This is a genomic window from Pseudomonas sp. App30 (assembly GCF_047947025.1).
In the GTDB taxonomy this organism is placed as follows: Bacteria; Pseudomonadota; Gammaproteobacteria; order Pseudomonadales; family Pseudomonadaceae; genus Aquipseudomonas.
Window position 1 is genome coordinate 2,650,622 of sequence record NZ_CP133165.1, and the last position, 22,374, is coordinate 2,672,995.

Annotated in this window: 19 protein-coding genes; 7 read left to right on the top strand and 12 right to left on the bottom strand. The window is 63.9% G+C overall.

The window, feature by feature from the left end; translation table 11 throughout:
• Positions 1-34 precede the first annotated feature (34 nt).
• The 6 genes from RAM80_RS12225 to RAM80_RS12250 all read right to left on the bottom strand — a co-directional run bounded on the left by RAM80_RS12225 (position 35) and on the right by RAM80_RS12250 (position 6,256).
• Positions 35-1,312, bottom strand: coding sequence for a sensor histidine kinase (locus tag RAM80_RS12225; RefSeq protein WP_416426796.1), 1,278 nt, complete (start codon positions 1,310-1,312; stop codon positions 35-37).
• On the bottom strand, positions 1,302-1,985 hold the full coding sequence (gene colR, locus RAM80_RS12230) for a two-component system response regulator ColR (protein WP_416426798.1): 684 nt from the start codon (positions 1,983-1,985) through the stop codon (positions 1,302-1,304). Before colR ends, RAM80_RS12225 begins: the two co-directional genes overlap by 11 nt.
• A 141-nt stretch (positions 1,986-2,126) precedes the next feature.
• Positions 2,127-3,770, bottom strand: a complete 1,644-nt coding sequence (gene groL, locus RAM80_RS12235; protein ID WP_158155614.1) for a chaperonin GroEL — start codon at positions 3,768-3,770, stop codon at positions 2,127-2,129.
• Positions 3,771-3,818: 48 nt separating this feature from the next.
• On the bottom strand, positions 3,819-4,112 hold the full coding sequence (locus tag RAM80_RS12240) for a co-chaperone GroES (RefSeq protein ID WP_027976889.1): 294 nt from the start codon (positions 4,110-4,112) through the stop codon (positions 3,819-3,821).
• 862 nt (positions 4,113-4,974) lie between these two features.
• Entirely contained in the window at positions 4,975-5,460 is a 486-nt protein-coding gene (locus RAM80_RS12245; RefSeq protein ID WP_416426800.1) for an FxsA family protein, read from the bottom strand.
• A 64-nt stretch (positions 5,461-5,524) separates the two neighbouring features.
• Positions 5,525-6,256: a HugZ family protein gene (locus RAM80_RS12250; RefSeq protein WP_416426801.1), complete on the bottom strand. Its 732-nt coding sequence runs from the start codon at positions 6,254-6,256 to the stop codon at positions 5,525-5,527.
• 164 nt (positions 6,257-6,420) lie between these two features.
• Here RAM80_RS12250 and RAM80_RS12255 point away from each other — a divergent pair.
• Positions 6,421-7,562, top strand: a protein-coding gene (locus tag RAM80_RS12255; RefSeq protein WP_416422999.1) for an IS3 family transposase whose coding sequence is annotated in 2 segments (ribosomal slippage) — positions 6,421-6,670 and positions 6,670-7,562 — 1,143 coding nt in all. Because the reading frame shifts where the segments join, the coding sequence is not laid out codon by codon here.
• Positions 7,563-7,659: 97 nt separating this feature from the next.
• Here RAM80_RS12255 and RAM80_RS12260 read toward each other — a convergent pair.
• Positions 7,660-8,667: a DUF481 domain-containing protein gene (locus RAM80_RS12260; protein WP_416426802.1), complete on the bottom strand. Its 1,008-nt coding sequence runs from the start codon at positions 8,665-8,667 to the stop codon at positions 7,660-7,662.
• Between the two features lie 89 nt (positions 8,668-8,756).
• On the opposite strand from RAM80_RS12260, the gene RAM80_RS12265 reads away from it, so the two are divergent.
• Both RAM80_RS12265 and RAM80_RS12270 read left to right on the top strand, forming a co-directional pair.
• Positions 8,757-9,137, top strand: coding sequence for an MGMT family protein (locus RAM80_RS12265; protein WP_416426804.1), 381 nt, complete (start codon positions 8,757-8,759; stop codon positions 9,135-9,137).
• 42 nt (positions 9,138-9,179) lie between these two features.
• On the top strand, positions 9,180-10,730 hold the full coding sequence (locus RAM80_RS12270; protein WP_416426805.1) for an AmpG family muropeptide MFS transporter: 1,551 nt from the start codon (positions 9,180-9,182) through the stop codon (positions 10,728-10,730).
• An 85-nt stretch (positions 10,731-10,815) separates the two neighbouring features.
• Here the strand turns inward: RAM80_RS12270 and RAM80_RS12275 are convergent, their stop codons facing one another.
• Positions 10,816-11,655 carry a mechanosensitive ion channel family protein gene (locus tag RAM80_RS12275; RefSeq protein WP_416426807.1) on the bottom strand — a complete coding sequence of 280 codons (840 nt, stop codon included), beginning with the start codon at positions 11,653-11,655 and terminating at the stop codon, positions 10,816-10,818.
• A gap of 101 nt (positions 11,656-11,756) precedes the next feature.
• On the bottom strand, positions 11,757-12,236 hold the full coding sequence (locus RAM80_RS12280; RefSeq protein ID WP_027976882.1) for a YajQ family cyclic di-GMP-binding protein: 480 nt from the start codon (positions 12,234-12,236) through the stop codon (positions 11,757-11,759).
• A 170-nt stretch (positions 12,237-12,406) separates the two neighbouring features.
• On the opposite strand from RAM80_RS12280, the gene RAM80_RS12285 reads away from it, so the two are divergent.
• From RAM80_RS12285 to RAM80_RS12300, 4 genes are all read left to right on the top strand, one after another.
• Positions 12,407-13,360: a GGDEF domain-containing protein gene (locus tag RAM80_RS12285; RefSeq protein WP_416426809.1), complete on the top strand. Its 954-nt coding sequence runs from the start codon at positions 12,407-12,409 to the stop codon at positions 13,358-13,360.
• Positions 13,357-14,274, top strand: a complete 918-nt coding sequence (locus RAM80_RS12290) for a putative 2-dehydropantoate 2-reductase (RefSeq protein WP_416426811.1) — start codon at positions 13,357-13,359, stop codon at positions 14,272-14,274. Before RAM80_RS12285 ends, RAM80_RS12290 begins: the two co-directional genes overlap by 4 nt.
• A gap of 61 nt (positions 14,275-14,335) precedes the next feature.
• On the top strand, positions 14,336-16,369 hold the full coding sequence (locus RAM80_RS12295; protein ID WP_416426812.1) for a sensor histidine kinase: 2,034 nt from the start codon (positions 14,336-14,338) through the stop codon (positions 16,367-16,369).
• A gap of 3 nt (positions 16,370-16,372) precedes the next feature.
• Positions 16,373-16,936 (top strand): cob(I)yrinic acid a,c-diamide adenosyltransferase, encoded by a 564-nt coding sequence (locus RAM80_RS12300; protein ID WP_416426814.1) that lies wholly within the window; start codon positions 16,373-16,375, stop codon positions 16,934-16,936.
• A gap of 123 nt (positions 16,937-17,059) precedes the next feature.
• Here RAM80_RS12300 and RAM80_RS12305 read toward each other — a convergent pair whose 3' ends face one another.
• The 3 genes from RAM80_RS12305 to secA all read right to left on the bottom strand — a co-directional run bounded on the left by RAM80_RS12305 (position 17,060) and on the right by secA (position 22,130).
• Positions 17,060-18,004: a Nudix family hydrolase gene (locus RAM80_RS12305; RefSeq protein ID WP_416426815.1), complete on the bottom strand. Its 945-nt coding sequence runs from the start codon at positions 18,002-18,004 to the stop codon at positions 17,060-17,062.
• Positions 18,005-18,057: 53 nt separating this feature from the next.
• A complete protein-coding gene (argJ, locus tag RAM80_RS12310) occupies positions 18,058-19,275 on the bottom strand; it encodes a bifunctional glutamate N-acetyltransferase/amino-acid acetyltransferase ArgJ (protein WP_416426816.1) in 1,218 nt (405 codons plus the stop codon).
• Between the two features lie 116 nt (positions 19,276-19,391).
• Positions 19,392-22,130 (bottom strand): preprotein translocase subunit SecA, encoded by a 2,739-nt coding sequence (gene secA, locus RAM80_RS12315; protein WP_416426818.1) that lies wholly within the window; start codon positions 22,128-22,130, stop codon positions 19,392-19,394.
• Between the last annotated feature and the right edge of the window lie 244 nt (positions 22,131-22,374).

A 22,374-nucleotide genomic window follows, 5' to 3' on the forward strand; every position in this document is an offset into this window, starting at 1 on the left:
ATACTGGCACAGGGCCTTTAGTGCTACCCGGCAGTTAATCCGGCCGGTTCAGGCTGACCTGGAAGCAGCAGCCGTGGGGCTCGCGGGGGGTAAGGTCGACTTCCCAGCCCTGGTCATCGCAGATTCGTTGTACCAACGACAGGCCCAGGCCCAGGCCTTCGCCGCGCTTCTCGGTGGCGCGCACGAACGGCTGGAACACCGCCAGGCGCTTCTCCTCGGGAATGCCGATGCCGCTGTCTTCGACCTTGAAGCCGCCCGGTTCAAGGGTCAGGCGGATGAAGCCTGCGTCGGTGTAGTGCAGCGCGTTGCGCAGCAGGTTGCCCATTACCGCGAGCATGAAGGTGGCGTTGTAGCGGGTGTCGGGCAGCTCGGTACGCGCTACTTCCAGGGTCAGGCCCTTGTGCTCGATGGGGCCGCGCCACAGGCCCAGCAGGTTGTCGGCCACTTGGTCGAGCGTCAGCTGCGCGCTCATCTCCGAGTCGTTGCGCTGGGCCCGGGCGAGCATCAGGAAGGTCTGCACCAGCTCGCGCATTTCCTCGCAGGCGCGGGCGATGCGCTCTACCTGGGCACGGGCGCGGCCATCCAGCGCAGGGTTTTCCAGCAGCAGTTCGCAGGACGTGGCCAGTACCATCAACGGCGTGCGCAGTTCGTGGCTGACGTCGCTGGTGAACAGGCGCTCGCGGCTCAAGGCATCGCGCAAGCGGCCCAGGGTAGCGTCGAAGGCCACGGCCAGCTCACCCACCTCGTCTGCCGCGTAGTCCGGGGCCAGCGGCGGGGCCAGGCCCAGCAGTTGGTCACGGTGGCGCACTTGCCGGGCCAGGCGCACCACGGGGGCCATCACCCGCCGCGCCAGCACCCATCCGAGGAACACCGCCAGGGCCAGGCTGAGCACGAAGCCCACCACCACCACGGCGAACAGCACGCGCTCGCGCTCTTCGAAATCGCTCTGGTCCTGCAGTAGCACGTACCGGCGGCCATCGACGATTTCAACCATGGCGTGGTACGACAGGTCGCCACGGAACACTTCATGGAAACCGGCGCTCAGGTGGCGCAGGTCCTTGGGCAAGGCATAGTCACCGCGGCCGCTGCTGTAGTAGAACAGCTGGTCGGGCTCGGGCCGATGGTTCCAGTCGCTGACGTTGTCCATCAGCAGCAGGCGTTGCAGGTCGCCGCCCAGCCCCGCCGAAATCAGCTTTTCCTCGACCAGGTGCACCGTGGCCACGATGCCCACGGCGAAGGCGCCGGCCACCAACGCGCTCATCAACGCAAAGGCGATGATGATCCGTTGCGCGAGGCTTTGCTTAAACTCCATCTTTGCCCTCGGCCAGGCGGTAACCCACGCCATGTACCGTTTGCAGCAGCGGTTTGTCGAACGGCTTGTCGATCACCTGGCGCAACTGGTGCACGTGGCTGCGCAGGCTGTCGCTGTCCGGGCAGTCGTCGCCCCACAGCGCTTCTTCCAGCACTTCGCGGCGCAGCACGTGGGGGCTCTTCTGCATCAGCACCGCCAGCAGCTTCAAGCCGACCGGGTTGAGCTTCAGGGTACGGCCCTGGCGCGACACCTCGAGGGTATCCAGGTCGTAGCTCAGGTCGCCGACCTGCAGGCTGCGACGACCGCCGCCCTGGGCGCGGCGCAGCACCGCTTCGATGCGCGCGGCCAGCTCCGACAGCGCGAACGGCTTGACCAGGTAGTCGTCGGCACCGGAGCGGAAGCCCTGCAGGCGGTCGTCCAGCTGGTCGCGGGCGGTGAGCATGATCACCGGGGTTTCCCGGCGCGCGTCTTCGCGCAGGCGCTTGCACAGGGTGTAGCCGTCGATGCCGGGCAACATGATGTCGAGCACGATCAGGTCGTAGTGCTCGGTGGCCGCCAGGTGCAACCCCGACAGCCCGTCCTGGGCACAGTCGACGGTGTAGCCCTTCAGGCCCAGGTAATCCGCGAGATTGGCCAGGATGTCGCGGTTGTCTTCAACCAATAGAATTCGCATGGGCAGGTTCTCCATCCAGTGTGTTTGCCCTTGGGCGCAGGCAGCTTACGGCGTTAGGCCCCCGAGGGCCAGTGGTGGCGCCCGCGGGCATAAAAAAACCCCGCGCAAGGCGGGGTTCTTTTTAAAGCGGGTAAGGCTGGCTTACATCATGCCGCCCATGCCACCCATGCCGCCCATGTCTGGCATGCCGCCAGCTGCAGGAGCGTCTTCCTTGATCTCGGCGATCATGGCTTCGGTGGTGATCATCAGGCTGGCGATCGAGGAAGCAGCCTGCAGTGCCGAACGGGTCACTTTGGCTGGGTCCAGGATACCCATCTGGATCATGTCGCCGTATTCGCCAGTGGCAGCGTTGTAGCCGAAGTTACCTTCGCCTTGCTTGACCTTGTCGACAACCACGCTTGGCTCGTCACCGGAGTTGGCAACGATCTGGCGCAGCGGTGCTTCAACAGCACGACGCAGCAGAGCGATACCGACGTCCTGATCGGCGTTGTCGCCTTTCAGGCCAGCGATGGCTTGCAGCGAGCGGACCAGGGCCACGCCACCGCCAGGTACCACGCCTTCTTCAACGGCTGCACGGGTAGCGTGCAGGGCGTCTTCAACACGGGCTTTCTTCTCTTTCATTTCAACTTCGGAGCCAGCGCCAACCTTGATCACTGCAACGCCGCCGGACAGCTTGGCCAGGCGCTCTTGCAGTTTTTCACGGTCGTAGTCGGACGAAGTGTCGGCCACTTGCTGACGGATCTGGGTAACGCGAGCCTGGATGTCAGCCTCAACGCCAGCACCGTCGATGATGGTGGTGTTTTCTTTCGACAGCACGACGCGCTTGGCGTTACCCAGGTGCTCCAGGGTAGTGCTTTCCAGGCTCAGGCCGATCTCTTCGGAGATAACGGTACCGCCGGTCAGTACGGCGATGTCCTGCAGCATGGCCTTGCGACGGTCGCCGAAGCCTGGAGCCTTGACGGCTGCAACCTTGACGATGCCACGCATGTTGTTCACAACCAGAGTCGCCAGGGCTTCGCCTTCAACGTCTTCAGCCACGATCAGCAGTGGGCGGCCGGCTTTGGCAACGGCTTCCAGCACTGGCAGCATTTCGCGGATGTTGGAGATCTTCTTGTCAACCAGCAGGATCAGCGGGCCGTCCAGCTCAGCGACCATGGTGTCTGGCTTGTTGACGAAGTAAGGGGACAGGTAGCCGCGGTCGAACTGCATGCCTTCTACGACCGACAGTTCGTTTTCCAGGCCCGAGCCTTCTTCAACGGTGATCACGCCTTCTTTACCGACTTTTTCCATGGCTTCGGCAATGATGTCGCCGATCGAGGAGTCGGAGTTGGCCGAGATGGTGCCGACCTGGGCGATGGCTTTCGAATCAGCGCATGGCTTGGACAGGCCTTTCAGCTCTTTGACGATGGCGATGGTCGCCTTGTCGATACCGCGCTTCAGGTCCATCGGGTTCATGCCGGCAGCGACGGCTTTCAGGCCTTCGTTGACGATCGACTGAGCCAGTACGGTAGCGGTGGTGGTGCCGTCACCGGCGTCGTCGTTGGCACGGGAGGCAACGTCTTTGACCAGCTGCGCGCCCATGTTTTCGAAGCGATCTTTCAGCTCGATTTCCTTGGCTACGGAAACGCCGTCCTTGGTGATGGTCGGAGCGCCGAAGCTCTTCTCGATGATCACGTTACGGCCTTTCGGGCCCAGGGTCGCTTTTACCGCGTCAGCCAGGACGTTTACGCCGGTCAGCATTTTCTTGCGGGCGGAGTCGCCGAATTTAACTTCTTTAGCAGCCATGATCGATTTCCTTGAATACTGGGTAGTAAAGGGAGAGCAGCGGGGTTATCAGCCTTCGATAACGGCGAGGATTTCGTTCTCGCTCATTACCAGCAGGTCTTCGCCGTCTACTTTCACGGTGTTGCTGCCGGAGTAAGGGCCAAACACGACCTTGTCGCCCACTTTCACGGACAGTGCACGCACTTCACCGTTGTCCAGCACTCGGCCGGTACCGACCGCGATGACTTCACCATTGTTGGCTTTCTCGGCAGCCGAACCTGGCAGAACGATACCGCCAGCGGTTTTCTTTTCTTCTTCGCTGCGACGGATAACGACGCGGTCATGCAGAGGACGAAGCTTCATTGTCGATCTCTCCTAATTATGGTTTTCAGCGGCCGGTGTCTGTACCGGCGTTGTGGTTCATCCGGCGGGGCCGGTCGCGGCTCGCTGCGCGAGACGCGGAATAATGTCTGGCAAAGCCAGAAACCTTGCGGTGACCCATACATGAGGTCGCCGGTTACGATTACAAGGGTGGGGGATAAAAATTTTTACAGCACACCCCCCTCCCAAGCACCAACCGCCTCCAGCTTTAGCTCTGGCTCTGGCTCTGGCTTTGGCTTTGGCTTTGGCTTTGGCTTTGGCTTTGGCTTTGGCTTTGGCTTTGGCTTTTGATGTTGCTGTTGATCTGGCTCTTGATCTTGGCCCCGTAAAGCGCCAGGGCCGACTGGAGGCGTCGATCAAGCGGTCCTCGGCGTAGCCGGGGAAGACGGAACCGGAGGCGCTTCTATTCCGGGCCGTCGTCCGCTTGAGCGACGCCGGAGGGAGGGGACCCGTAGCGCAGCGGAGGGCCCAAGCAGGGGCGAGCCCTTTTTGCTTCCTTTTTGGGGCGACTGCCAAAAAGGGAGTCGCCGTAAGGGCGAAACGGTCGGTGATCGCACCGCGAAAATGGATATGTCCAAAACTGTCAGAAGCAGGATCCGATCATCGTGAACATATCCATTTTCGATGGGTGATGCACAATCATCTTTTCGGCCTGCGGCCTCGGCCCTTCGGGCAGCCCGTTGATCGACGCCTCCAGTCGGCCCGGGCGCTTTACGGGGCATACAATCAAGATCAAAAGCCAGATCAAAAGCACATCAACAGCCAGATCAAAAGCCAGATCAAATGCAGATCAACAGCCAACAAAAACGGCCCCGAAGGGCCGTTTTTGTTTCAGTGGTGCAGCTTAATCGCGCTTCTCGAACTCACCTTCAATCACATTGGGCTCACGCCCCACCGCGTGATTAGCCGCCGGCCGCGCATGGCCTTCATAGGTCCGGCCATGCATCTCCTCGGCAAACGAACGCTGGCGCGACGCCTGCTCGCGAGCCTTGGCCTGCAGCTTGCCGGCAATCAGCTTGCGGGTGAACGGCAGCAGGCACAGCAGGCCCAGCACGTCGCTGATGAAACCTGGCAACAGCAGCAGGCCGCCGCCGATGGCCAGCATCAGCCCCTGGAACACCTGCTCGGCCGGCAGTTCGCCGCGTTGCAGGCTGGCACGGGCATTGAGGGCGGTGGCCAACCCGGCCACGCGCACCACCAGCACGCCAATGGCGGAGCCGGCAATGATCAGCGCCAGCGCCGGGAAGAACCCGATCGCCACGCTGACCTTGAAGAAGACGAAAAGCTCCAGCACCGGGAAGAGCAGGAACAACAGTAAAAAGACACGCATCAAGGTTTCCTCTGCGGAAGAACGACTTCCAGTAAACCTTAGATGACGTCGATGTTTCGTGAATTCAAGCCTCGACCTGCCCAGTCGTCGGCCAGACCTCGGCGTGGGCCAGTGAAACCAAGGCCTGGCGGACCTCCAAAGGAGTGTTACAAGGCTTTTCAAACGCCAGCCAGTACAACGCCTGGCCGATGCGCAGGTGCATGCCCTCGCTATCCACGCCGGCCAGTTGCGCCGGCACGTCCGCCGGCAACCCGGCCAGCTCCACGTAGTGGGCGATGGCCTTGGCGTGGTCGGCGTTCATGTGCTCAACCATGCCGGTCTCGGCCTGGCCGACGAAAGGGTTGGCCAGGGTGACCTGGTCCAGCCAGTGAATGGCGCCGAAACCGCCGATGTAGCGGTGGCGCACCGGCTCCAGCACCCAGAAATCGAAATCATGGGCGCGGTGGTAGTTGGCCGAATCCGGGAAGTAGCGGTAGTAACGCTGGGCCGCGGCCTCGATGGCAGCTTCGTCCTCCAGCTTGCGCGCCTGGGCCATCACCGTCAGCCGGCCGACGGCCTGCACATCCTCGGCGCCGCGCTCGCCCACCAACAGCGAGCACTTGGGGTCCTGCAGCAGGTTGTGGGTGTGCTGGGCGATGCGGCTGATGAGGATCAGCGGGTTGCCGGCCGCGTCCAGGCAGTACGGCACCACCGACCCGAACGGGAAGCCGGGCATGGACTTGGACAGGGTCGACAGCACGCCGCGGTATTCCTTGAGCAGCAGTTCACGGGCCTGACGCAGGGCTTTGGCGCTCACCTTGGGCTCCTTGGTGTAATAAAGGAAAGCCCAAAGGTAAACACTGGCAGACGGGTTGTCACCTGTACCGCGTCGTCCTCATCGCGACCAAGGTCTGATGTGGCCTAATTATCCCGGACACGCCCAAAGGAGCGGTAATCTACCGCTCAACCAAGAGGTGTTCGATGTCCCGACGTAATTTTTCGACAGAGTTCAGGCAAGAGGCAGCAGCCCTTGTTCTTGATAGTGGCTACACCACTCCAGAAGCCTGCAAAGCCATGGGCGTGGGCCCGACCGCACTGCGTCGGTGGGTGGAACAACTCCGCCAAGAGCGTTTTGGCATCACCCCTGAAACGGCCTCTGCCATGACGCCTGAACAACAGCAAATCCAGGCGCTGCAGGTAAAAATCCGCAAGCTCGAGCTGGAGAAGGAAATCTTAAAAAAGGCTACCGCTCTCTTGATGAACGATTCCCTCGATCGAAGGCTTTGATCGATGCGTTAAGTGAGCGTTTCTCGGTGACTGATTTGTGTCGTGTTTTTGGGATAAGCCGCAGCGGTTATTACGAGCATCTCAAGCGCCGCAATTGCCCCGATCCAGACCGGGAACGGCTGAAAACGTTGGCCACAGGGCTGCACGCCGAAAGTCGAGGCTCCATGGGCGCACGAGTATTGTCTGCGGCGCTCAAGGCCCAAGGCGAGCAGGTGGGGCGTTTTTTGGCCGGACGTTTAATGGCCGAGGCTGATTTGCGGAGCATTCAACGTCGGCCAAACCCTTATCGCCTGGCCACGGTGGAGGCAAAATTTGCACCCAATCTATTGGAGCGCCAGTTCGAAGTGTCGGCGCCCAATCGGGTTTGGTGTGGTGATATCACCTATATCTGGGCGGGGACGCATTGGCTCTATCTGGCGGCTGTCCTCGATCTGTATGCCCGGCGGATCGTGGGTTGGGCCATCTCCAAAAGCCCCGATTCGGCATTGGCGTGCAAGGCATTGGAGCTGGCTTATCAGGCCCGCGGAATGCCCGACAAGGTCATGTTTCATTCGGATCAAGGCTGTCAGTACAGCAGTGAGCTGTTTCGCGACAAGCTTGAAGGATTCGGGATGAGGCAAAGCATGAGCCGGCGTGGAAACTGCTGGGATAATGCACCGATGGAGCGTTTTTTCAGCAGCCTGAAGTCAGAATGGATACCCAAGAAAGGCTACCAGGACGAGGCGAAGGCCAGGCCGGATGTGCTTCGATACGTGATCCATCATTACAACCAGGTCCGGCTTCACAGCCATAACGAGTACCGCACGCCGGTGGAGCATGAAAGGCTGGCGGCGTAGCTCCTAAACAAATGTCCGGGATTGGTTGACCAGATCAGTCGGCTCCTACGCAAATCGTGGTAGGAGCCGACCTTGGTCGCGATGAGGACGGCGCCGCTTACCAGGCCACGCCGAAGCCTGCGGTGTAGCGGCTGGTGTTGAGGTCGGCGTTGCTGGAACCGGTCACCAGGTCCTTCTCGTACTTGAGGTTCAGCGACGCCCACTGCGTGACCTTGTAGCGCAGCCCCACTTCCGAATCCAGGCTGTAGTCGGCCACGCCACTGAGCGGCTTGCCCACTTCGCCGTTGGTGAAGAACTCCACGGTCTTGCCGATCAGGAAGCGGTTGTAGGCCCACTTCACGCCCACCGAGTAGAAGTCGGATTTGGCGCCGTCGGAGTATTCGTAAGTGCTGTGGTTGAGCAGCGAACCCAGCGAGAACGCGCCCAGTTCGTCATCCCAGAACTGGTAGCCCGGGCCGGTACCCACGGTGCGTTGCTTGGACAGGTCCTCGACGAAGTCACGCTTGACGTTGACGCGGCCCTGCCAGTACCACTTGTCGGTGATGAAGCGGTCCAGCGCGTACTCGGCGTTCCAGTTGTTGGTGCCGATCACGCCGTCGGTGGCCTCGCGGTTGTACTCGGCGTCCGCCGTGTGGCGCCAGCGGCCGCTGCGGGCGCTGGTCTTGAAGGCCAGGTTGTAGTCGTCGGTGTTGCTGTCGGCGCGCTTGAAGTCCAGGGCCGCGTCGATGTTACCCTTCCACACCAGGTCTTCGACCACCGGCTTGGGCTTGATGATCTGCTGGATGCTGGCCAGCTCGACGGTCTTGGGCGCCTCGCCGTTCTGCAAGGTCACCTTGCCGTCGTCGGAAGGCTTCAGGGCCTTGGCCTTCTGGCCGGTGTAGGCGTCCTGCTTGACCAGCAGCTCCTGGTCGCTTTCCAGGGTCTTGACCTGTTTCCAATCCAGGGCGACGGAGCCACCATACGGGGTGTCGAGCATCAATTTGCCACCGTCGAACACGGTGATCTTGCCGGTCAGGCGGTCGCCGTTCTTCATCCAGACCGTGTCGGCAAGGGCAGTGGTTGAGGCGCTGGCAATGGCGAGGCACATAAGGGTTCTGGACAGCATAAGCAGATTCGGGCTCGAGTTTTGAGGGTTTTTGAGGAAAGCCGGGCATCATCCGGATGGACAACTCCCGCGCAAGGAATGACCGACAAATGGCCAATGAGTTCAGCAATCGTTTGCAACCACCTGGTGACAAAAACCCTCCTGACCCGGCAGCGGAACGTCGCACGGCCCTGTATGTGGTGTTGTCCCAGGTGCCCGAAGGCAAGGTCGTGACCTACGGCCAATTGGCCGAAATGGCCGGGCTGGGGCGGGCTGCGCGGTGGGTGGGGCGGACCTTGAGCCAACTGCCTGAAGGCAGCCAGCTACCCTGGCACCGGGTGATAGGTGCCGGTGGTCGGATAAGTCTCGCCGCCGGTACCGTGGGAGGCGAGGAGCAACGGGCGCGGCTGCGTGCCGAGGGTGTAACTTTCATGAATAATCGGGTGGATATCCGTCGCCATGGCTGGCGTCCCATGGACCCTAACGGTTAGAGTGCGCGCTTTGTTTTCGTAAACTGAGGCAGATTCCAGCCCATGCCCCGTAAAACCTGGCGCGCCGCGCTCGCCGCTTATGCCAGCCCTTCGACGCTTGTCCTGTTGCTGCTCGGTTTCGCCGCCGGCCTGCCGTACATGCTGGTGTTCTCCACCCTCTCCGTCTGGCTGCGTGAAGCCGGCGTAGCCCGCGAGACCATCGGCTATGCCAGCCTGATTGGCCTGGCTTATGCCTTCAAGTGGGTGTGGTCACCCCTGCTGGACCAATGGCGCCTGCCATTCCTGGCGCGGATGGGCCGTCGCCGCTCCTGGCTGGTGCTGGCCCAGTCGCTGGTGATCATCGGCCTGATCGGCATGAGCTTCTGCGACCCGCAAAAACACCTGTCCTGGCTGATAGCCATCGCGGTCATGGTGGCGTTCGCCTCCGCCACCCAAGACATCGCCGTGGACGCCTACCGCCTGGAAATCGCCGACGACAACACCCAGGCGGCCCTGGCTGCCAGCTACATGGCCGGCTACCGCATCGCCGCGCTGCTGGCCACCGCCGGCGCGCTGTTCTTCGCCGAGGCGTTCGGCTCCACTGGCTACGCCTACCTGCACAAGGCCTGGGCCGGTACCTACATGCTGTTCGGCGTGCTGATGGTGCCGGCGCTGATCACCACGCTGGTGATGCGCGAGCCCGCGGTGCCGCTGCGCACCCAGCTGTCGGCCGGCCGCTACAAGTTCGGCCACCAGCTGGTGTCGGTGTTCGTGCTGATCGTCCTGCTGATCTCCGTGCCGGCCATGTTCACCCAGCTGTACAACACCGACTTCGCCAGCGTGATTTTCCACGGCGAGAGCCTGGTGAACCTGCTGATGACCGACCGTGCCTTCCTGCGCGCCATCCTCTACATCACCCTCACCGCCCTGTGCCTGTCGGCCATGGGCCGCCGCGGCCTGGCGCCGGTGCTGACCCCGGTGAGCGACTTCGTCACCCGCTACCGCTGGCAGGCGTTGCTGCTGCTGGGGCTGATCGCCACCTACCGCATGTCGGACACGGTGATGGGCGTGATGGCCAACGTGTTCTACATCGACCAGGGCTTCACCAAGGACCAGATCGCCAGCGTCAGCAAGATCTTCGGCCTGGTGATGACGCTGCTGGGCGCCGGCGTCGGCGGCCTGCTGATCGTGCGTTTCGGCATCCTGCCGATCCTGTTCATCGGCGGCGCCGCCTCGGCGGCCACCAACCTGCTGTTCCTGATGCTGGCCGACATGGGCCCGAACCTGCAGATGCTGATCGTGACCATCTCCCTGGACAACTTCAGTTCGGGCATGGCCACCTCGGCGTTCGTGGCGTACCTGTCGAGCCTGACCAACCTGAAGTTCTCGGCCACCCAGTACGCCCTGCTGAGCTCGATCATGCTGCTGTTGCCGCGCCTGATCGGCGGCTATTCGGGGGTGATGGTGGAGAAGTTCGGCTACCACAACTTCTTCCTGATCACCGCGGTGCTGGGCGTGCCCACGCTGTTCCTGATTGCCCTGCACTGGCACCAGGAAAGCCGCGGCAACCGCATGGAGGCAGTGGAAGAAGAAGTGGCAACGGAAAAACCGTAGCAGCGGCCCGCAGGCCGCGTCCTCAGGCACCACCGTGCCATGGCCGGACGCATGAAAAAGCCCCTGGAAAGGGGCTTTTCTGTTCTTACTGGGTGGCTTCCGACACCACTCGCACCACGCGCTGCGGGAACGGGATGTCGATGTTCGCCGCCCGCAGGCGGTCGCGGATCTCGGCGTTGATCATGTTGGTGACCCCGCCCATGTCCGAGGTGTTCACCCAGCAGCGCAGCGACACGGTGATCGAGCTGTCGCCCAATGCCGAGATCACCGCTTCAGGTGCCGGCGATTCCAGCACGCGCGGGTCCTTGGCCAGGTCCAGGAGGATTTCCCGGGCCTTCTGCAGGTCCGCGTCGTAGTCCACGCCGATGTCGTAGGTGATCTTGCGCGTTGGCTGGCGGTTGGTGTTGGTGATGATGCCGTTGGACAGCGGGCCGTTGGGCAGGATCACGGTCTTGTTGTCACCGGTGCGCAGCACGGTGTGGAAGATCATGATGTTGTCCACGGTGCCCTGCACGCCCTGGGCTTCGATCCAGTCGCCAATGCGGAACGGCCGGAACAGCAGGATCAGCACCCCACCGGCGAAGTTCGCCAGGCTGCCTTGCAAGGCCAGGCCCACGGCCAGGCCGGCGGCACCGATGGCGGCGACGAAGGAAGTGGTCTCGATGCCGATCATCGATGCCACGCTGACGATCAGCATCACCTTGAGGGCGATATTGGCCAGGCTGCTGATGAAGCCTTGCAGCGCCAGGTCGGCGTTGCGCAGGGCCAGCAGCTTGCCCACCCGCAGGGTCAGCTGGTTGATCAGCCACCAGCCGATGGCCAGGGTGACCACCGCCAACAGCACGCGGCTGCTGTACTGCATGATCATCGGGATCCAGGTCTGGGATTTCTGGACGAGTTGGTCCACTTCTGCGTTTACATCCATAAGGGCTCTCCTATTGCCGGTCGGCGCAATCGTTTCACCCGCGCCACGGGGGTGGGACGCCGCGAGCCCCGCTCAGGTTCCCTGCGACGTCCCCCGGGCAATCAGTCGCGGAAGTTGTTGAACTGCAGCGGCATGTCGAATTCCTTGGCGCGCAGGGCCGCGATGGCTTCCTGCAGGTCGTCGCGCTTCTTGCCGGTGACACGCACCTGCTCGCCCTGGATGGCGGCCTGGACCTTGAGCTTGGCGTCCTTGATGTGAGCGACGATTTTCTTCGCCAGCTCCTTGTCGATGCCTTCGCGCAGGGTGGCTTCCTGCTTCATCACCTTGCCCGAGGCATAGGCGTCCTTGACTTCCAGGCACTTCACGTCCAGCTTGCGCTTGACCAGCGCCAGCTTGAGGATCTCGATCATGGCTTCCAGCTGGAATTCGGCCTCGGCGGTCAGGGTAACGGTCAGTTCCTTGAACTCGATCGTGCCTTTGCCTTTCAGGTCGTAGCGGCGGTCCAGTTCCTTGACCGCGTTTTCCACGGCGTTGGTGACTTCGTGCTTGTCCAGCTCGGACACTACGTCGAACGAGGGCATGTAAAATTCTCCAAAAAAAACGGCGCAGCTCGGTACAGATGGAGCACGCCTGGCTTGACGGTTAAAATGCCGGGTCATTATAACGGTTGCCAGCAGTGCACAACGCCCCTTCATGCGCGAAGTTGCAGCCATGCGGTGGCAGATCGTCTCCCCAACCCCGTGAGTCACGTATGCCTAACCCGAATCTGAGCATTGTGCTGGTCCATGACGATCCCGCGCGGGCCGCGGCCCTCGCCGCGCAACTGCATGCCGCCGGCTACCACGCCGTCACCGCCTGTACCCACGCCGAGGCGCTGGGCCGCCAGGAGCGCCAGCCGGCAAGCCTGATGCTGCTCGAGGGCGCGCAGGGCCTGGCGCTGGCCGCGCGGGTGCGGCAGTTCGACGAGATGGGCGAGCACTACACCTACATCCTGCTGGTCAGCGACCAGCCGCCCGCGCCGCTGCTGGACGAAACCGCCGACCACGGCGTCGATGACGTGATCCACCCCCAGGCCCTGGCCGACCAGTTACCCGCGCGCCTACATGCCGCCGAGCGGCTTTACAACATCATCCAGCGCCTGCGCCAGGAAAACAGCCTGCTGCGGCAGAACATCGCCAGCCTCGAGCAACGCAACCTGGTGGACTCGCTCACCGGCCTGGGCAACGCCCGCTACCTGCGGCAGAAACTCACCGACAGCCTGCGCCAGGTGCAGGCCCGCGGTGGCGCCCTGTGCTACCTGCTGATCGGCCTGCAGAACGCCGGTGACCTGCAACGCGAGCACGGCAGCGAGGGCTTCGACGAGCTATTGCAGGGCGTGGGCCGGCGCCTGCAGCAGATGGTGCGGCCGCTGGACGTGCTGGGGCGCCTGGACGACCAGCATTTCGTGCTGCTGACCCTGCCACCCGACCTCAGCGAATGCGCACCCAGCAGCTTCAAGCGCCTGCACGACGGGCTCAACCTCAAGGCCTTCATGACCGCCGCCGGCCCCGTGGAAGTGGTGGCCGGCATCAGCCTGATCGGCGCCGACCGCGACAGCCTGCCCGACAGCCCGCAAGCGCTGTTCGAGGCGGCCCGCGAGCTGCTGGGCGAGTCCTACGACAGCGGCCTGGTCAGCGCCAGGCGCCTGCCGGTGCGCAGCGCATGAGCACGCCCTGGCACGTACTGGGCGCCGGCAGCCTGGGCACCCTGTGGGCTTGCCGCCTGAGCCGCCATGGCCTGCCAGTGACGCTGATACTGCGCGACGACGCCCGCCTGCGCAGCTACCAGGCGGCGGGCGGCCTGACCCTGGTGGAACAGGACGTCAGCCACCTGTACCCGCTGCCCGCCGAGACCTTCGACAGCCAGGCGCCCATCCAGCGCCTGCTGGTGGCCTGCAAGGCCTATGACGCCGAGCACGTGGTGGCACGGCTGGCACCGCGGCTGGCGGCCGGGGCAGAGGTCATCCTGTTGCAGAACGGCCTGGGCAGCCAGGATGCAGTGGCAGCGGCGGTGCCCCAGGCGCGCTGCATCTTCGCCTCCAGCACCGAGGGCGCGTTCCGCGCCCGGGACTGGCACGTGACGTTCGCCGGCCATGGCTTCACCTGGCTGGGCGACCCCGCCGCGCCCACCGCGCCGGTGTGGCTGGACGAGCTGGCGGGCGCCGGCATCCCCCACCAGTGGAGCCCGGACATCCTCACCCGCCTGTGGCGCAAGCTGGCCCTCAACTGCGCCATCAACCCGCTGACCGTGCTGCACGACTGTCGCAACGGCGGCCTGCAGCAGCACCCGGCGCAGGTGGCCACCCTGTGCGCCGAGCTGGCCGAACTGCTGGAGCGCTGCGGCCAGCCCGACGCTGCCAGCGACCTGCACGCCGAGGTGCTGCGCGTGATCCAGGCCACCGCCGCCAACTTCTCCTCCATGCATCAGGACGTCGCCCAGGGCCGCCGTACGGAGATCAGCTACCTGCTGGGCTACGCCTGCGCGGCCGCCGCCCGCCACCAACTGGCCCTGCCGCACCTGCAACAACTGCACGCGCGCCTGGTCCAACACCTACAGGCCCTGGGCCTGCCTAGCGTCTGAGCCCGGCGACGCTTTGATACACTCAAGGTTGAACGCCCTTTCCAGGAAGACGGAACCGTCAATGCCATTGCGCCAGCGCCTCGAAAACCTGCCGGTGGGGCAGAAACTGCTCGCCGCCCTGCTGGTCCTGCTGACCACCGTGCTGCTGGTCGCCAACCTGACCTTCATCAGCGCCGCCTACTGGATCTCCCAGGAAAGCATGGCGCCCCAGGCCCTGCAGACCATCGGCAAGCTGGTCACCAACCCGGCCCTGGCCATCGAGTCGCTGGACTCGCCGCAGAGCGCCCAGGCGTTGCTGGAGGAGCTCAACAGCTACTCGCCGCTGCGGGCGGCGGCGGTCTACGACACCGACGGCAAGCTGCTCGCGCAAACCCAGCACGGCCAGCAACTGAGGCTGCCCGAGCACTTCCGCAACGTCGAGAAGTGGCGCCAGACCGAATTCCGCAGCACCCAGGTGGTCAACCTGCCCCGCAGCGGCAAGCCGCCGGGGCACCTGCTGCTGATCGCCAGCAGCGAACTGCCCATGGCCTTCTACACCGGCACCCTCACCGCCAGCCTGGGCATCCTGGTGTTCAGCGTGCTGCTGTGGCTGGTGATTGCCCGGCAGATCAAGCGCCTGATCACCCAGCCCATCTACCGCCTGGAAGAACTGTCACGGCAGGTGACCCGCGAGGAGAACTACTCCCTGCGCGCCGCCCCCGGCAACCATGACGAAATCGGCAGCCTGGCCGAAGCGTTCAACACCATGCTGTCGCGCATCGAAGCCCGCGAACAACAGCTCAAGCGCGCCCGCGACGACTCCCAGGCCGCCTATGACCAGGCCCAGGGCCTGGCCGAGGAAACCCGCCACACCAACCGCAAGCTCGAGCTGGAAGTGCAGGTGCGCAGCAAGATCGAGAAGAAACTCACGGGCTTCCAGAATTACCTCAACAGCATCATCGACTCCATGCCCTCGGCGCTGATTGCCCTGGACGAACAGCTCTACGTGACCCAGTGGAACCAGGAGGCCAGCGCGCTTTCCGGCACGCCCCTGGACGAGGCCCTGAACCAGCCGATATTCCTTGCGTTCGAACCGCTGAAGCCGTTCCTGCCGCAGCTCAAGACCACCGTTGAACGCCACACCGTGGCCAAGATCGAGCGCGTGACCTGGGTGAAGGACGACGTGGCCCACCACTACGCCCTGACCTTCTACCCGCTGATGGGCGGCGCCGGCCGTGGCGTGGTGATTCGTATCGACGACATCAGCCAGCGCCTGTCCATGGAAGAGATGATGGTGCAGTCGGAGAAGATGCTCTCGGTGGGCGGCCTGGCGGCCGGCATGGCCCACGAGATCAACAACCCCCTGGGCGCCATTCTGCACAACGTGCAGAACGTGCGCCGGCGCCTGTCCGCCGACCTGCCGCGCAACGTCGAGGCCGCCGCCGAGGCCGGTATCGACCTGGCGACGGTCAACCGCTACCTGCTCAACCGCGAGATCCCGCAACTGCTCGACGGCATCCAGCAGGCCGGCGCACGGGCGGCGAAGATCGTCACCCACATGCTCAGCTTCAGCCGCCGCAGCAATCGCCAGCTGGCGCCCTGCGACCTGCCGGCGCTGATCGACCAGGCGGTGGAAATCGCCGGCAACGACTTCGACCTGGCCATCGGCTTCGACTTCAAGGGCCAGAACATCATCCGCCAATTCGACCCCAACCTGGGGCCGGTGCCTGGCACCGCCAACGAACTGGAGCAGGTGCTGCTCAACCTGCTGAAGAACGCTGCCCAGGCCATCCACCAGCGCCCCGAAGGCGGCGAGCCCGGGCGCATCACCCTGCGCACCCGGCTGAACCCGCCGTGGGCCGAGATCCAGGTGGAAGACAATGGCATCGGCATGCCCGAACAGGTGCGCAAGCGCACCTTCGAGCCGTTCTTCACCACCAAGGAAATCGGCCAGGGCACCGGCCTGGGGCTCTCGGTTTCCTATTTCATCATCACCAACAACCACAAGGGCCAGATGGAAGTGCAATCGACGCCGGGGCTGGGCACCTGCTTCACCCTACGCCTGCCGCTGACGGCCAGCACCGTCGCCACTCCCCTGTTGACCTCGGAGACTTGAACCATGGGCTTTCGCCTGTCGAAGATCTACACCCGCACCGGTGACAAGGGCGAAACCGGCCTGGGCGACGGCCGCCGCGTGGGCAAGGACCACCCCCGCGTGGAGGCCATTGGCGAGGTCGACACGCTGAACAGCCAGCTGGGCCTGCTACTGGCCGGCTGCGCCGAGGATTCGCGCCTGAGCGAGGTGCTGGACGCCTTGGCGCCGTGCCAGCACCGTTTGTTCGACCTGGGTGGCGAGCTGGCGATGCCGGCGTACCAGGCGCTGAACGCTGCCGAAGTGGAGCGGCTGGAACAGGTGATCGATGCCTGGAACGAAGAACTGGGCCCGCTGGAGAACTTCATCCTGCCGGGTGGCTCCACGCTGATCGCCCAGGCGCACGTGTGCCGCAGCCTGGCGCGTAGCGCCGAGCGCCGCTGCCAGCATTTGAATGCGGTGGAACCGCTGGGGGGCGTGGGGTTGGCCTACATCAACCGGCTGTCTGACCTGCTGTTCGTGGGGGCGCGCATCATCGCCCGACGCCAGGGTGTACCCGAGATCCTCTGGCAACCCGCCGCAAAACCCTGAACACCACCCCCCGTAGCCGCTGCCGCCAGGCTGCGCTGGCCCCATGCCTCACTGGAAATCTCCAGCGAACCCGAGGGCCAGCGCAGCCTGACGGCAGCGGCTACGCGATAGCGGCGTTTGAAATCACGCCTCTGGCCAGAAGGCGCGGATCCCGGCTACACCTTGCGCGCCCAGGTCCCAGGCGCGCTGCTTGTCGGCGGGGCCTACGCCACCCAGCAGGAACACCGGGTAGTTGAAGCCGGCGATCAGCTCGGCCGCCTGCTCCCAGCCCAGCGGTTGGGCACCGGGATGGGTCTGGGTCGGCTGCACCGGCGACAGGGTGACGAAGTCGACGCCCATCTGCTGCGCCAGCGCCAGCTCCTCGGCGTTGTGGCAGGAGGCTGCCAACAGCCGCTCACGAGGGAACGGGCGGCCCTTGCTGGCGTATTTGCGCAGCTGTTCGGCGGTCAGGTGCCAGCCGGCCGAGGGGAAGTCCCCCAGCCATTCCAGCGGGCCCTTGAGCATCAGCTGCGCCTTGCCGGCACACAGGCCCACCGCGTCCACGGCGAGGTCGCGGTACTTGGGGTCGTAGCCATTGGGCGCGCGCAGCTGCACCAGCCGCGCGCCGTTGGCGATGGCCTTCTGGATGCCACGCAGCAGCTCGGGGCCTTCCAGCTCGCCGGGGGTAATCAGGTATTCGCAGGCCAGCCCCGCCGCCTTGACGATCGGCCGGTTGGCTTCGGGGAATTCGTAGTTGGGCAACTCGCGGGCGGTGACCCAGGCCAGGGGTTGGCCTTCGGCGCCGTGGGGCTGGCCGGTGAAGGCCGACACTTCCCACACGTCCAGCAGCACCTGCTTGTCCGGGTAGTCGTGCTGCACCTTGATCAACGGGCGCGCCGCGGTCACGGTGATGCCCAGTTCCTCGGCCAGCTCGCGGCCCAGGGCGGCGCGCACGCTTTCGCCTTCTTCCACCTTGCCACCCGGGAACTCCCACAGGCCGCCCTGGTGCTGGGTGTCGGCGCGGCGGGCAATGAGGATACGGTTGTCAGCGCCACGGATGACCGCGGCGGCTACATGAATGCGTTTCACGGTACCTCCAGATGGACTGCGGGAGCTGGCAGGCCAGCTCCCGCAGACACTCATTACGTGCGGTATTCGGCGTTGATCTTCACGTATTCGTGGGACAGGTCGGTGGTCCAGATGGTTTCGCTGCAGTCACCACGGCCCAGCTCGATGCGAATGGTGATTTCCTCGCGCGCCATCACCGCCGAGCCCTGCTCTTCGGTGTAGGTGGCCGAACGACCGCCACGGCTGGCGATGCACACTTCGCCCAGGTACACGTCGATCTTGCTCACGTCCAGCTCTGGCACACCGGCACGGCCGACTGCCGCCAGAATGCGGCCCCAGTTGGGATCGGAGGCGAACAGCGCGGTCTTGATCAGCGGCGAGTGCGCCACGGCGTAGCCCACGTCCAGGCATTCCTGGTGGTTGCCACCGCCGTTGACCTGCACGGTGACGAACTTGGTGGCGCCTTCGCCGTCACGGACGATGGCCTGGGCCACTTCCATGCACACCTCGAACACCGCCTTCTTCAGCGCGTCGAACAGCGCGCCGCGGGCCTCGGTCACTTCCGGCAGGTTGGCCTGGCCGGTGGCGATCAGCATGCAGCAGTCGTTGGTGGAGGTGTCACCGTCGATGGTGATGCGGTTGAACGACTTGTTGGCGCCGTCCAGGATCAGGTCCTTGAGCACCGCCGGGGCCACTTTGGCGTCGGTGGCGATGTAGCCGAGCATGGTGGCCATGTTCGGACGGATCATGCCCGCGCCCTTGGAAATGCCGGTAACAGTGACCGTCACGCCGTCGATCACGAACTGGCGACTGGCGCCCTTGGGCAGGGTGTCGGTGGTCATGATGCCGGTGGCGGCAGCGGCCCAGTTGTCCACGGACAGGTCGTCCAGGGCAGCCTGCAGGGCGCCTTCGATCTTCTCGACCGGCAGCGGCTCGCCGATCACGCCGGTGGAGAACGGCAGCACCGCGCTGGCGTCGACGCCAGCCAGCTTGGCCAGGCTGGCGCAGGTGCGCTCGGCGGCCACCAGGCCAGGCTCACCGGTGCCGGCGTTGGCATTGCCGGTGTTGGTCAGCAGGTAACGCACGGTGCCCTGCACGCGCTGCTTGGCGATGATCACCGGCGCGGCGCAGAACGCATTCAGGGTGAAGACGCCAGCCACGCTCGAACCTTCGGCGCAGCGCATCACCACCACGTCCTTGCGCCCAGGGCGCTTGATGCCCGCCGAAGCGATGCCAAGCTCGAAACCAGCGACCGGGTGCAACGTTGGCAAAGGACCCAGACCAACAGCCATGTGAACACTCCTGCAAAGACGGACGCCGTGTTCCAGCACACGGCGCTAACGATGGAAAAACGCCGCGACGGCTGGAGCCGGTCGCGGCGCGGATGTTTCAGGTCAGGGCCGGATCGTCAGTTGATCTGGCCGTGACAGTGCTTGAACTTCTTGCCCGAACCACACCAGCACAGTTCGTTGCGGCCCAGCTTCTGGTCGTTGCGCACGGGGGCGGCGGCCAGGGCTACGTCTTCGCCCTCCTCGGCTACCAGCTGCGGCGCTTCAAGGCCAGGTGCCTCGGCGTGCTCGAACTGCATGCGCGCGGCCAGTTCCTCGGCTTCGCGGCGCAGGCGTGCTGCTTCCTCGGCCGGATCTTCGCGGCGTACCTGCACGTGCGACAGCACGCGGATGGTGTCGCGCTTGATCGAGTCCAGCAGTTCCTGGAACAGGGTGAACGACTCGCGCTTGTACTCCTGCTTCGGGTTCTTCTGGGCGTAGCCACGCAGGTGGATACCGTGACGCAGGTGATCCATGGTCTGCAGGTGATCTTTCCACAGGTCGTCGAGCACGCGCAGCAGGATCTGCTTCTCGAAGGTACGCAGGGCATCGGCGCTGGCCTGCTCTTCCTTCTCGTTGTAAGCCTCCAGCAGTTCAGCCAGCAGCTTCTCGCGCAGGGTTTCCTCGTACAGGTGGTCGTCTTCGTCCAGCCACTGCTGGATCGGCAGCTTCACGCCGAAGTCGCTCAGCAGGGTCGCTTCCAGGCCAGCCACGTCCCACTGCTCGGGCAGCGACTGTGGCGGGATGTGGGCGCTGACGGTGCTGTCCAGGACTTCCTGGCGGAATTCGGCGATGGTGTCGCCGATGTTCTGCGCGGCCAGCAGGCTGTTGCGCATGTGGTAGATGACTTTACGCTGTTCGTTGGCAACGTCGTCGAACTCCAGCAATTGCTTGCGGATGTCGAAGTTGCGGCCTTCTACCTTGCGCTGGGCCTTCTCGATGGCGTTGGTGACCATGCGGTGCTCGATGGCCTCGCCGGACTGCATGCCCAGGGCCTTCATGAAGTTCTTCACCCGGTCGGAGGCGAAGATGCGCATCAGGCTGTCTTCCAGCGACAGGTAGAAACGGCTCGAACCGGTGTCACCCTGGCGGCCGGCACGGCCACGCAGCTGGTTGTCGATACGGCGCGATTCGTGACGCTCGGAGGCGATCACGTGCAGGCCGCCCGATTCCAGCACTTGCTGGTGGCGCTTCTGCCAATCGGCCTTGATCTGGGCGATCTGCTCGGGGGTCGGGTTTTCCAGGGAGGCAACTTCCACTTCCCAGTTGCCGCCCAGCAGGATGTCGGTACCACGACCGGCCATGTTGGTGGCGATGGTCAGTGCACCCGGGCGACCGGCCTGGGCGATGATCTCGGCTTCCTTCTCGTGGAACTTGGCGTTGAGCACCTTGTGCTCGATGCCTTCCTGGTTGAGCAGGTTGGACATGTGCTCGGAGGTTTCGATGGTGGCCGTACCGACCAGCACCGGGCGCCCCTGGGCCATGCTTTCCTTGATATCGGTGACGATGGCAGCGTACTTCTCGTCCGCGGTCAGGTACACCAGGTCGTTGAAGTCCTTGCGCGCCAGCGGCTTGTTCGGCGGAATCACCATGACCGACAGGTTGTAGATCTGGTGGAACTCGAACGCCTCGGTGTCAGCGGTACCGGTCATGCCGGACAGCTTGTTGTACAGGCGGAAGTAGTTCTGGAACGTGGTCGACGCCAGGGTCTGGCTCTCGGCCTGGATGTTCAGGTTTTCCTTGGCCTCGATGGCCTGGTGCAGGCCTTCGGACAGGCGACGGCCGGGCATGGTACGGCCGGTGTGCTCGTCGACCAGCAGGATCTGGCCGTCCTGGACAATGTATTCCACGTTGCGGTGGAACAGCTTGTGGGCGCGCAGGCCGGCGTACACGTGGGTCAGCAGGCCCAGGTTGTGCGCCGAGTACAGGCTCTCGCCCTCGGCCAGCAGGCCGACCTGGGTGAGCATTTCCTCGACGAACTGGTGACCGGCTTCGTTCATCTCCACCTGGCGGGACTTCTCGTCGATGGTGAAGTGACCGGCCTTGGTGACCTGGCCTTCGACTTCCTCGATGTGCTGCTCCAGGCGCGGGATCAGGCGGTTGATCTCGGTGTACAGCTTGGAGCTGTCCTCGGCCTGGCCGGAGATGATCAGCGGGGTACGGGCTTCGTCGATGAGGATGGAGTCGACTTCGTCGATCACGGCGAAATTCAGTTCGCGCTGGAATTTCTCTTCCAGGCTGAACGCCATGTTGTCGCGCAGGTAGTCGAAACCGAACTCGTTGTTGGTGCCGTAGGTGATGTCGGCGGCGTAGGCGGTACGTTTTTCCTCAGGCGGCGCGAAAGGCGTGACGACGCCCACGGTCAGGCCGAGGAATTCGTACAGCGGGCGCATCCAGTTGGCGTCCCGGCGGGCCAGGTAGTCGTTCACGGTGACCACGTGCACGCCCTTGCCGGACAGTGCATTGAGGTACACGGCCAGGGTTGCGACCAAAGTCTTGCCCTCACCGGTGCGCATTTCGGCGATCATGCCTTCATGCAGCGTCATGCCACCAATGAGCTGGACGTCGAAGTGGCGCATGCCCATGACTCGCTTGCCCGCTTCGCGGCATACCGCGAAGGCTTCCGGCAGAAGCTTGTCGAGGGTCTCGCCTTTTGCCAGGCGGGCCTTGAACTCGTCGGTCTTGGCGCGCAGCTGCTCGTCCGAGAGGGCCACCATTTGCTCTTCGAAGGCATTGACGATCTGTACCGTCTTGAGCATGCGCTTGACTTCACGCTCGTTCTTGCTTCCAAAAAGTTTCTTTAACAAAGGCGCAAACATATCGGCAGGATCTTCCACACGTAGGGATGGAGGGCGGCCCCGTGAGTCGCCCGTGCAGCCCTCATGGCCGCATGCGAACGAGCATTCTACCCGGAAACGGCGAGGAGGAAAGTGGCGTTATTTCCACGATGCTGGCACAGCGCTTTGACGGGGCTTTTTTACAATAAGGGCTTTTTTCCCAACTTCAACCCATGGGGTGCAGAAGTTATGTAACAGCCGGCGGGAAACGGGCCCTTTCTGCTAC

Bases quoted from the DNA above. Each gene is read 5' to 3' on its own strand.
- RAM80_RS12225 (WP_416426796.1), bottom strand. From the start codon at position 1,312: ATGGAGTTTAAGCAAAGCCTCGCGCAACGGATCATCATCGCCTTTGCG.
- colR (WP_416426798.1), bottom strand. From the start codon at position 1,985: ATGCGAATTCTATTGGTTGAAGACAACCGCGACATCCTGGCCAATCTC.
- groL (WP_158155614.1), bottom strand. From the start codon at position 3,770: ATGGCTGCTAAAGAAGTTAAATTCGGCGACTCCGCCCGCAAGAAAATG.
- RAM80_RS12240 (WP_027976889.1), bottom strand. From the start codon at position 4,112: ATGAAGCTTCGTCCTCTGCATGACCGCGTCGTTATCCGTCGCAGCGAA.
- RAM80_RS12245 (WP_416426800.1), bottom strand. From the start codon at position 5,460: ATGCGTGTCTTTTTACTGTTGTTCCTGCTCTTCCCGGTGCTGGAGCTT.
- RAM80_RS12260 (WP_416426802.1), bottom strand. From the start codon at position 8,667: ATGCTGTCCAGAACCCTTATGTGCCTCGCCATTGCCAGCGCCTCAACC.
- RAM80_RS12265 (WP_416426804.1), top strand. From the start codon at position 8,757: ATGGCCAATGAGTTCAGCAATCGTTTGCAACCACCTGGTGACAAAAAC.
- RAM80_RS12270 (WP_416426805.1), top strand. From the start codon at position 9,180: ATGCCCCGTAAAACCTGGCGCGCCGCGCTCGCCGCTTATGCCAGCCCT.
- RAM80_RS12275 (WP_416426807.1), bottom strand. From the start codon at position 11,655: ATGGATGTAAACGCAGAAGTGGACCAACTCGTCCAGAAATCCCAGACC.
- RAM80_RS12280 (WP_027976882.1), bottom strand. From the start codon at position 12,236: ATGCCCTCGTTCGACGTAGTGTCCGAGCTGGACAAGCACGAAGTCACC.
- RAM80_RS12285 (WP_416426809.1), top strand. From the start codon at position 12,407: ATGCCTAACCCGAATCTGAGCATTGTGCTGGTCCATGACGATCCCGCG.
- RAM80_RS12290 (WP_416426811.1), top strand. From the start codon at position 13,357: ATGAGCACGCCCTGGCACGTACTGGGCGCCGGCAGCCTGGGCACCCTG.
- RAM80_RS12295 (WP_416426812.1), top strand. From the start codon at position 14,336: ATGCCATTGCGCCAGCGCCTCGAAAACCTGCCGGTGGGGCAGAAACTG.
- RAM80_RS12300 (WP_416426814.1), top strand. From the start codon at position 16,373: ATGGGCTTTCGCCTGTCGAAGATCTACACCCGCACCGGTGACAAGGGC.
- argJ (WP_416426816.1), bottom strand. From the start codon at position 19,275: ATGGCTGTTGGTCTGGGTCCTTTGCCAACGTTGCACCCGGTCGCTGGT.
- secA (WP_416426818.1), bottom strand. From the start codon at position 22,130: ATGTTTGCGCCTTTGTTAAAGAAACTTTTTGGAAGCAAGAACGAGCGT.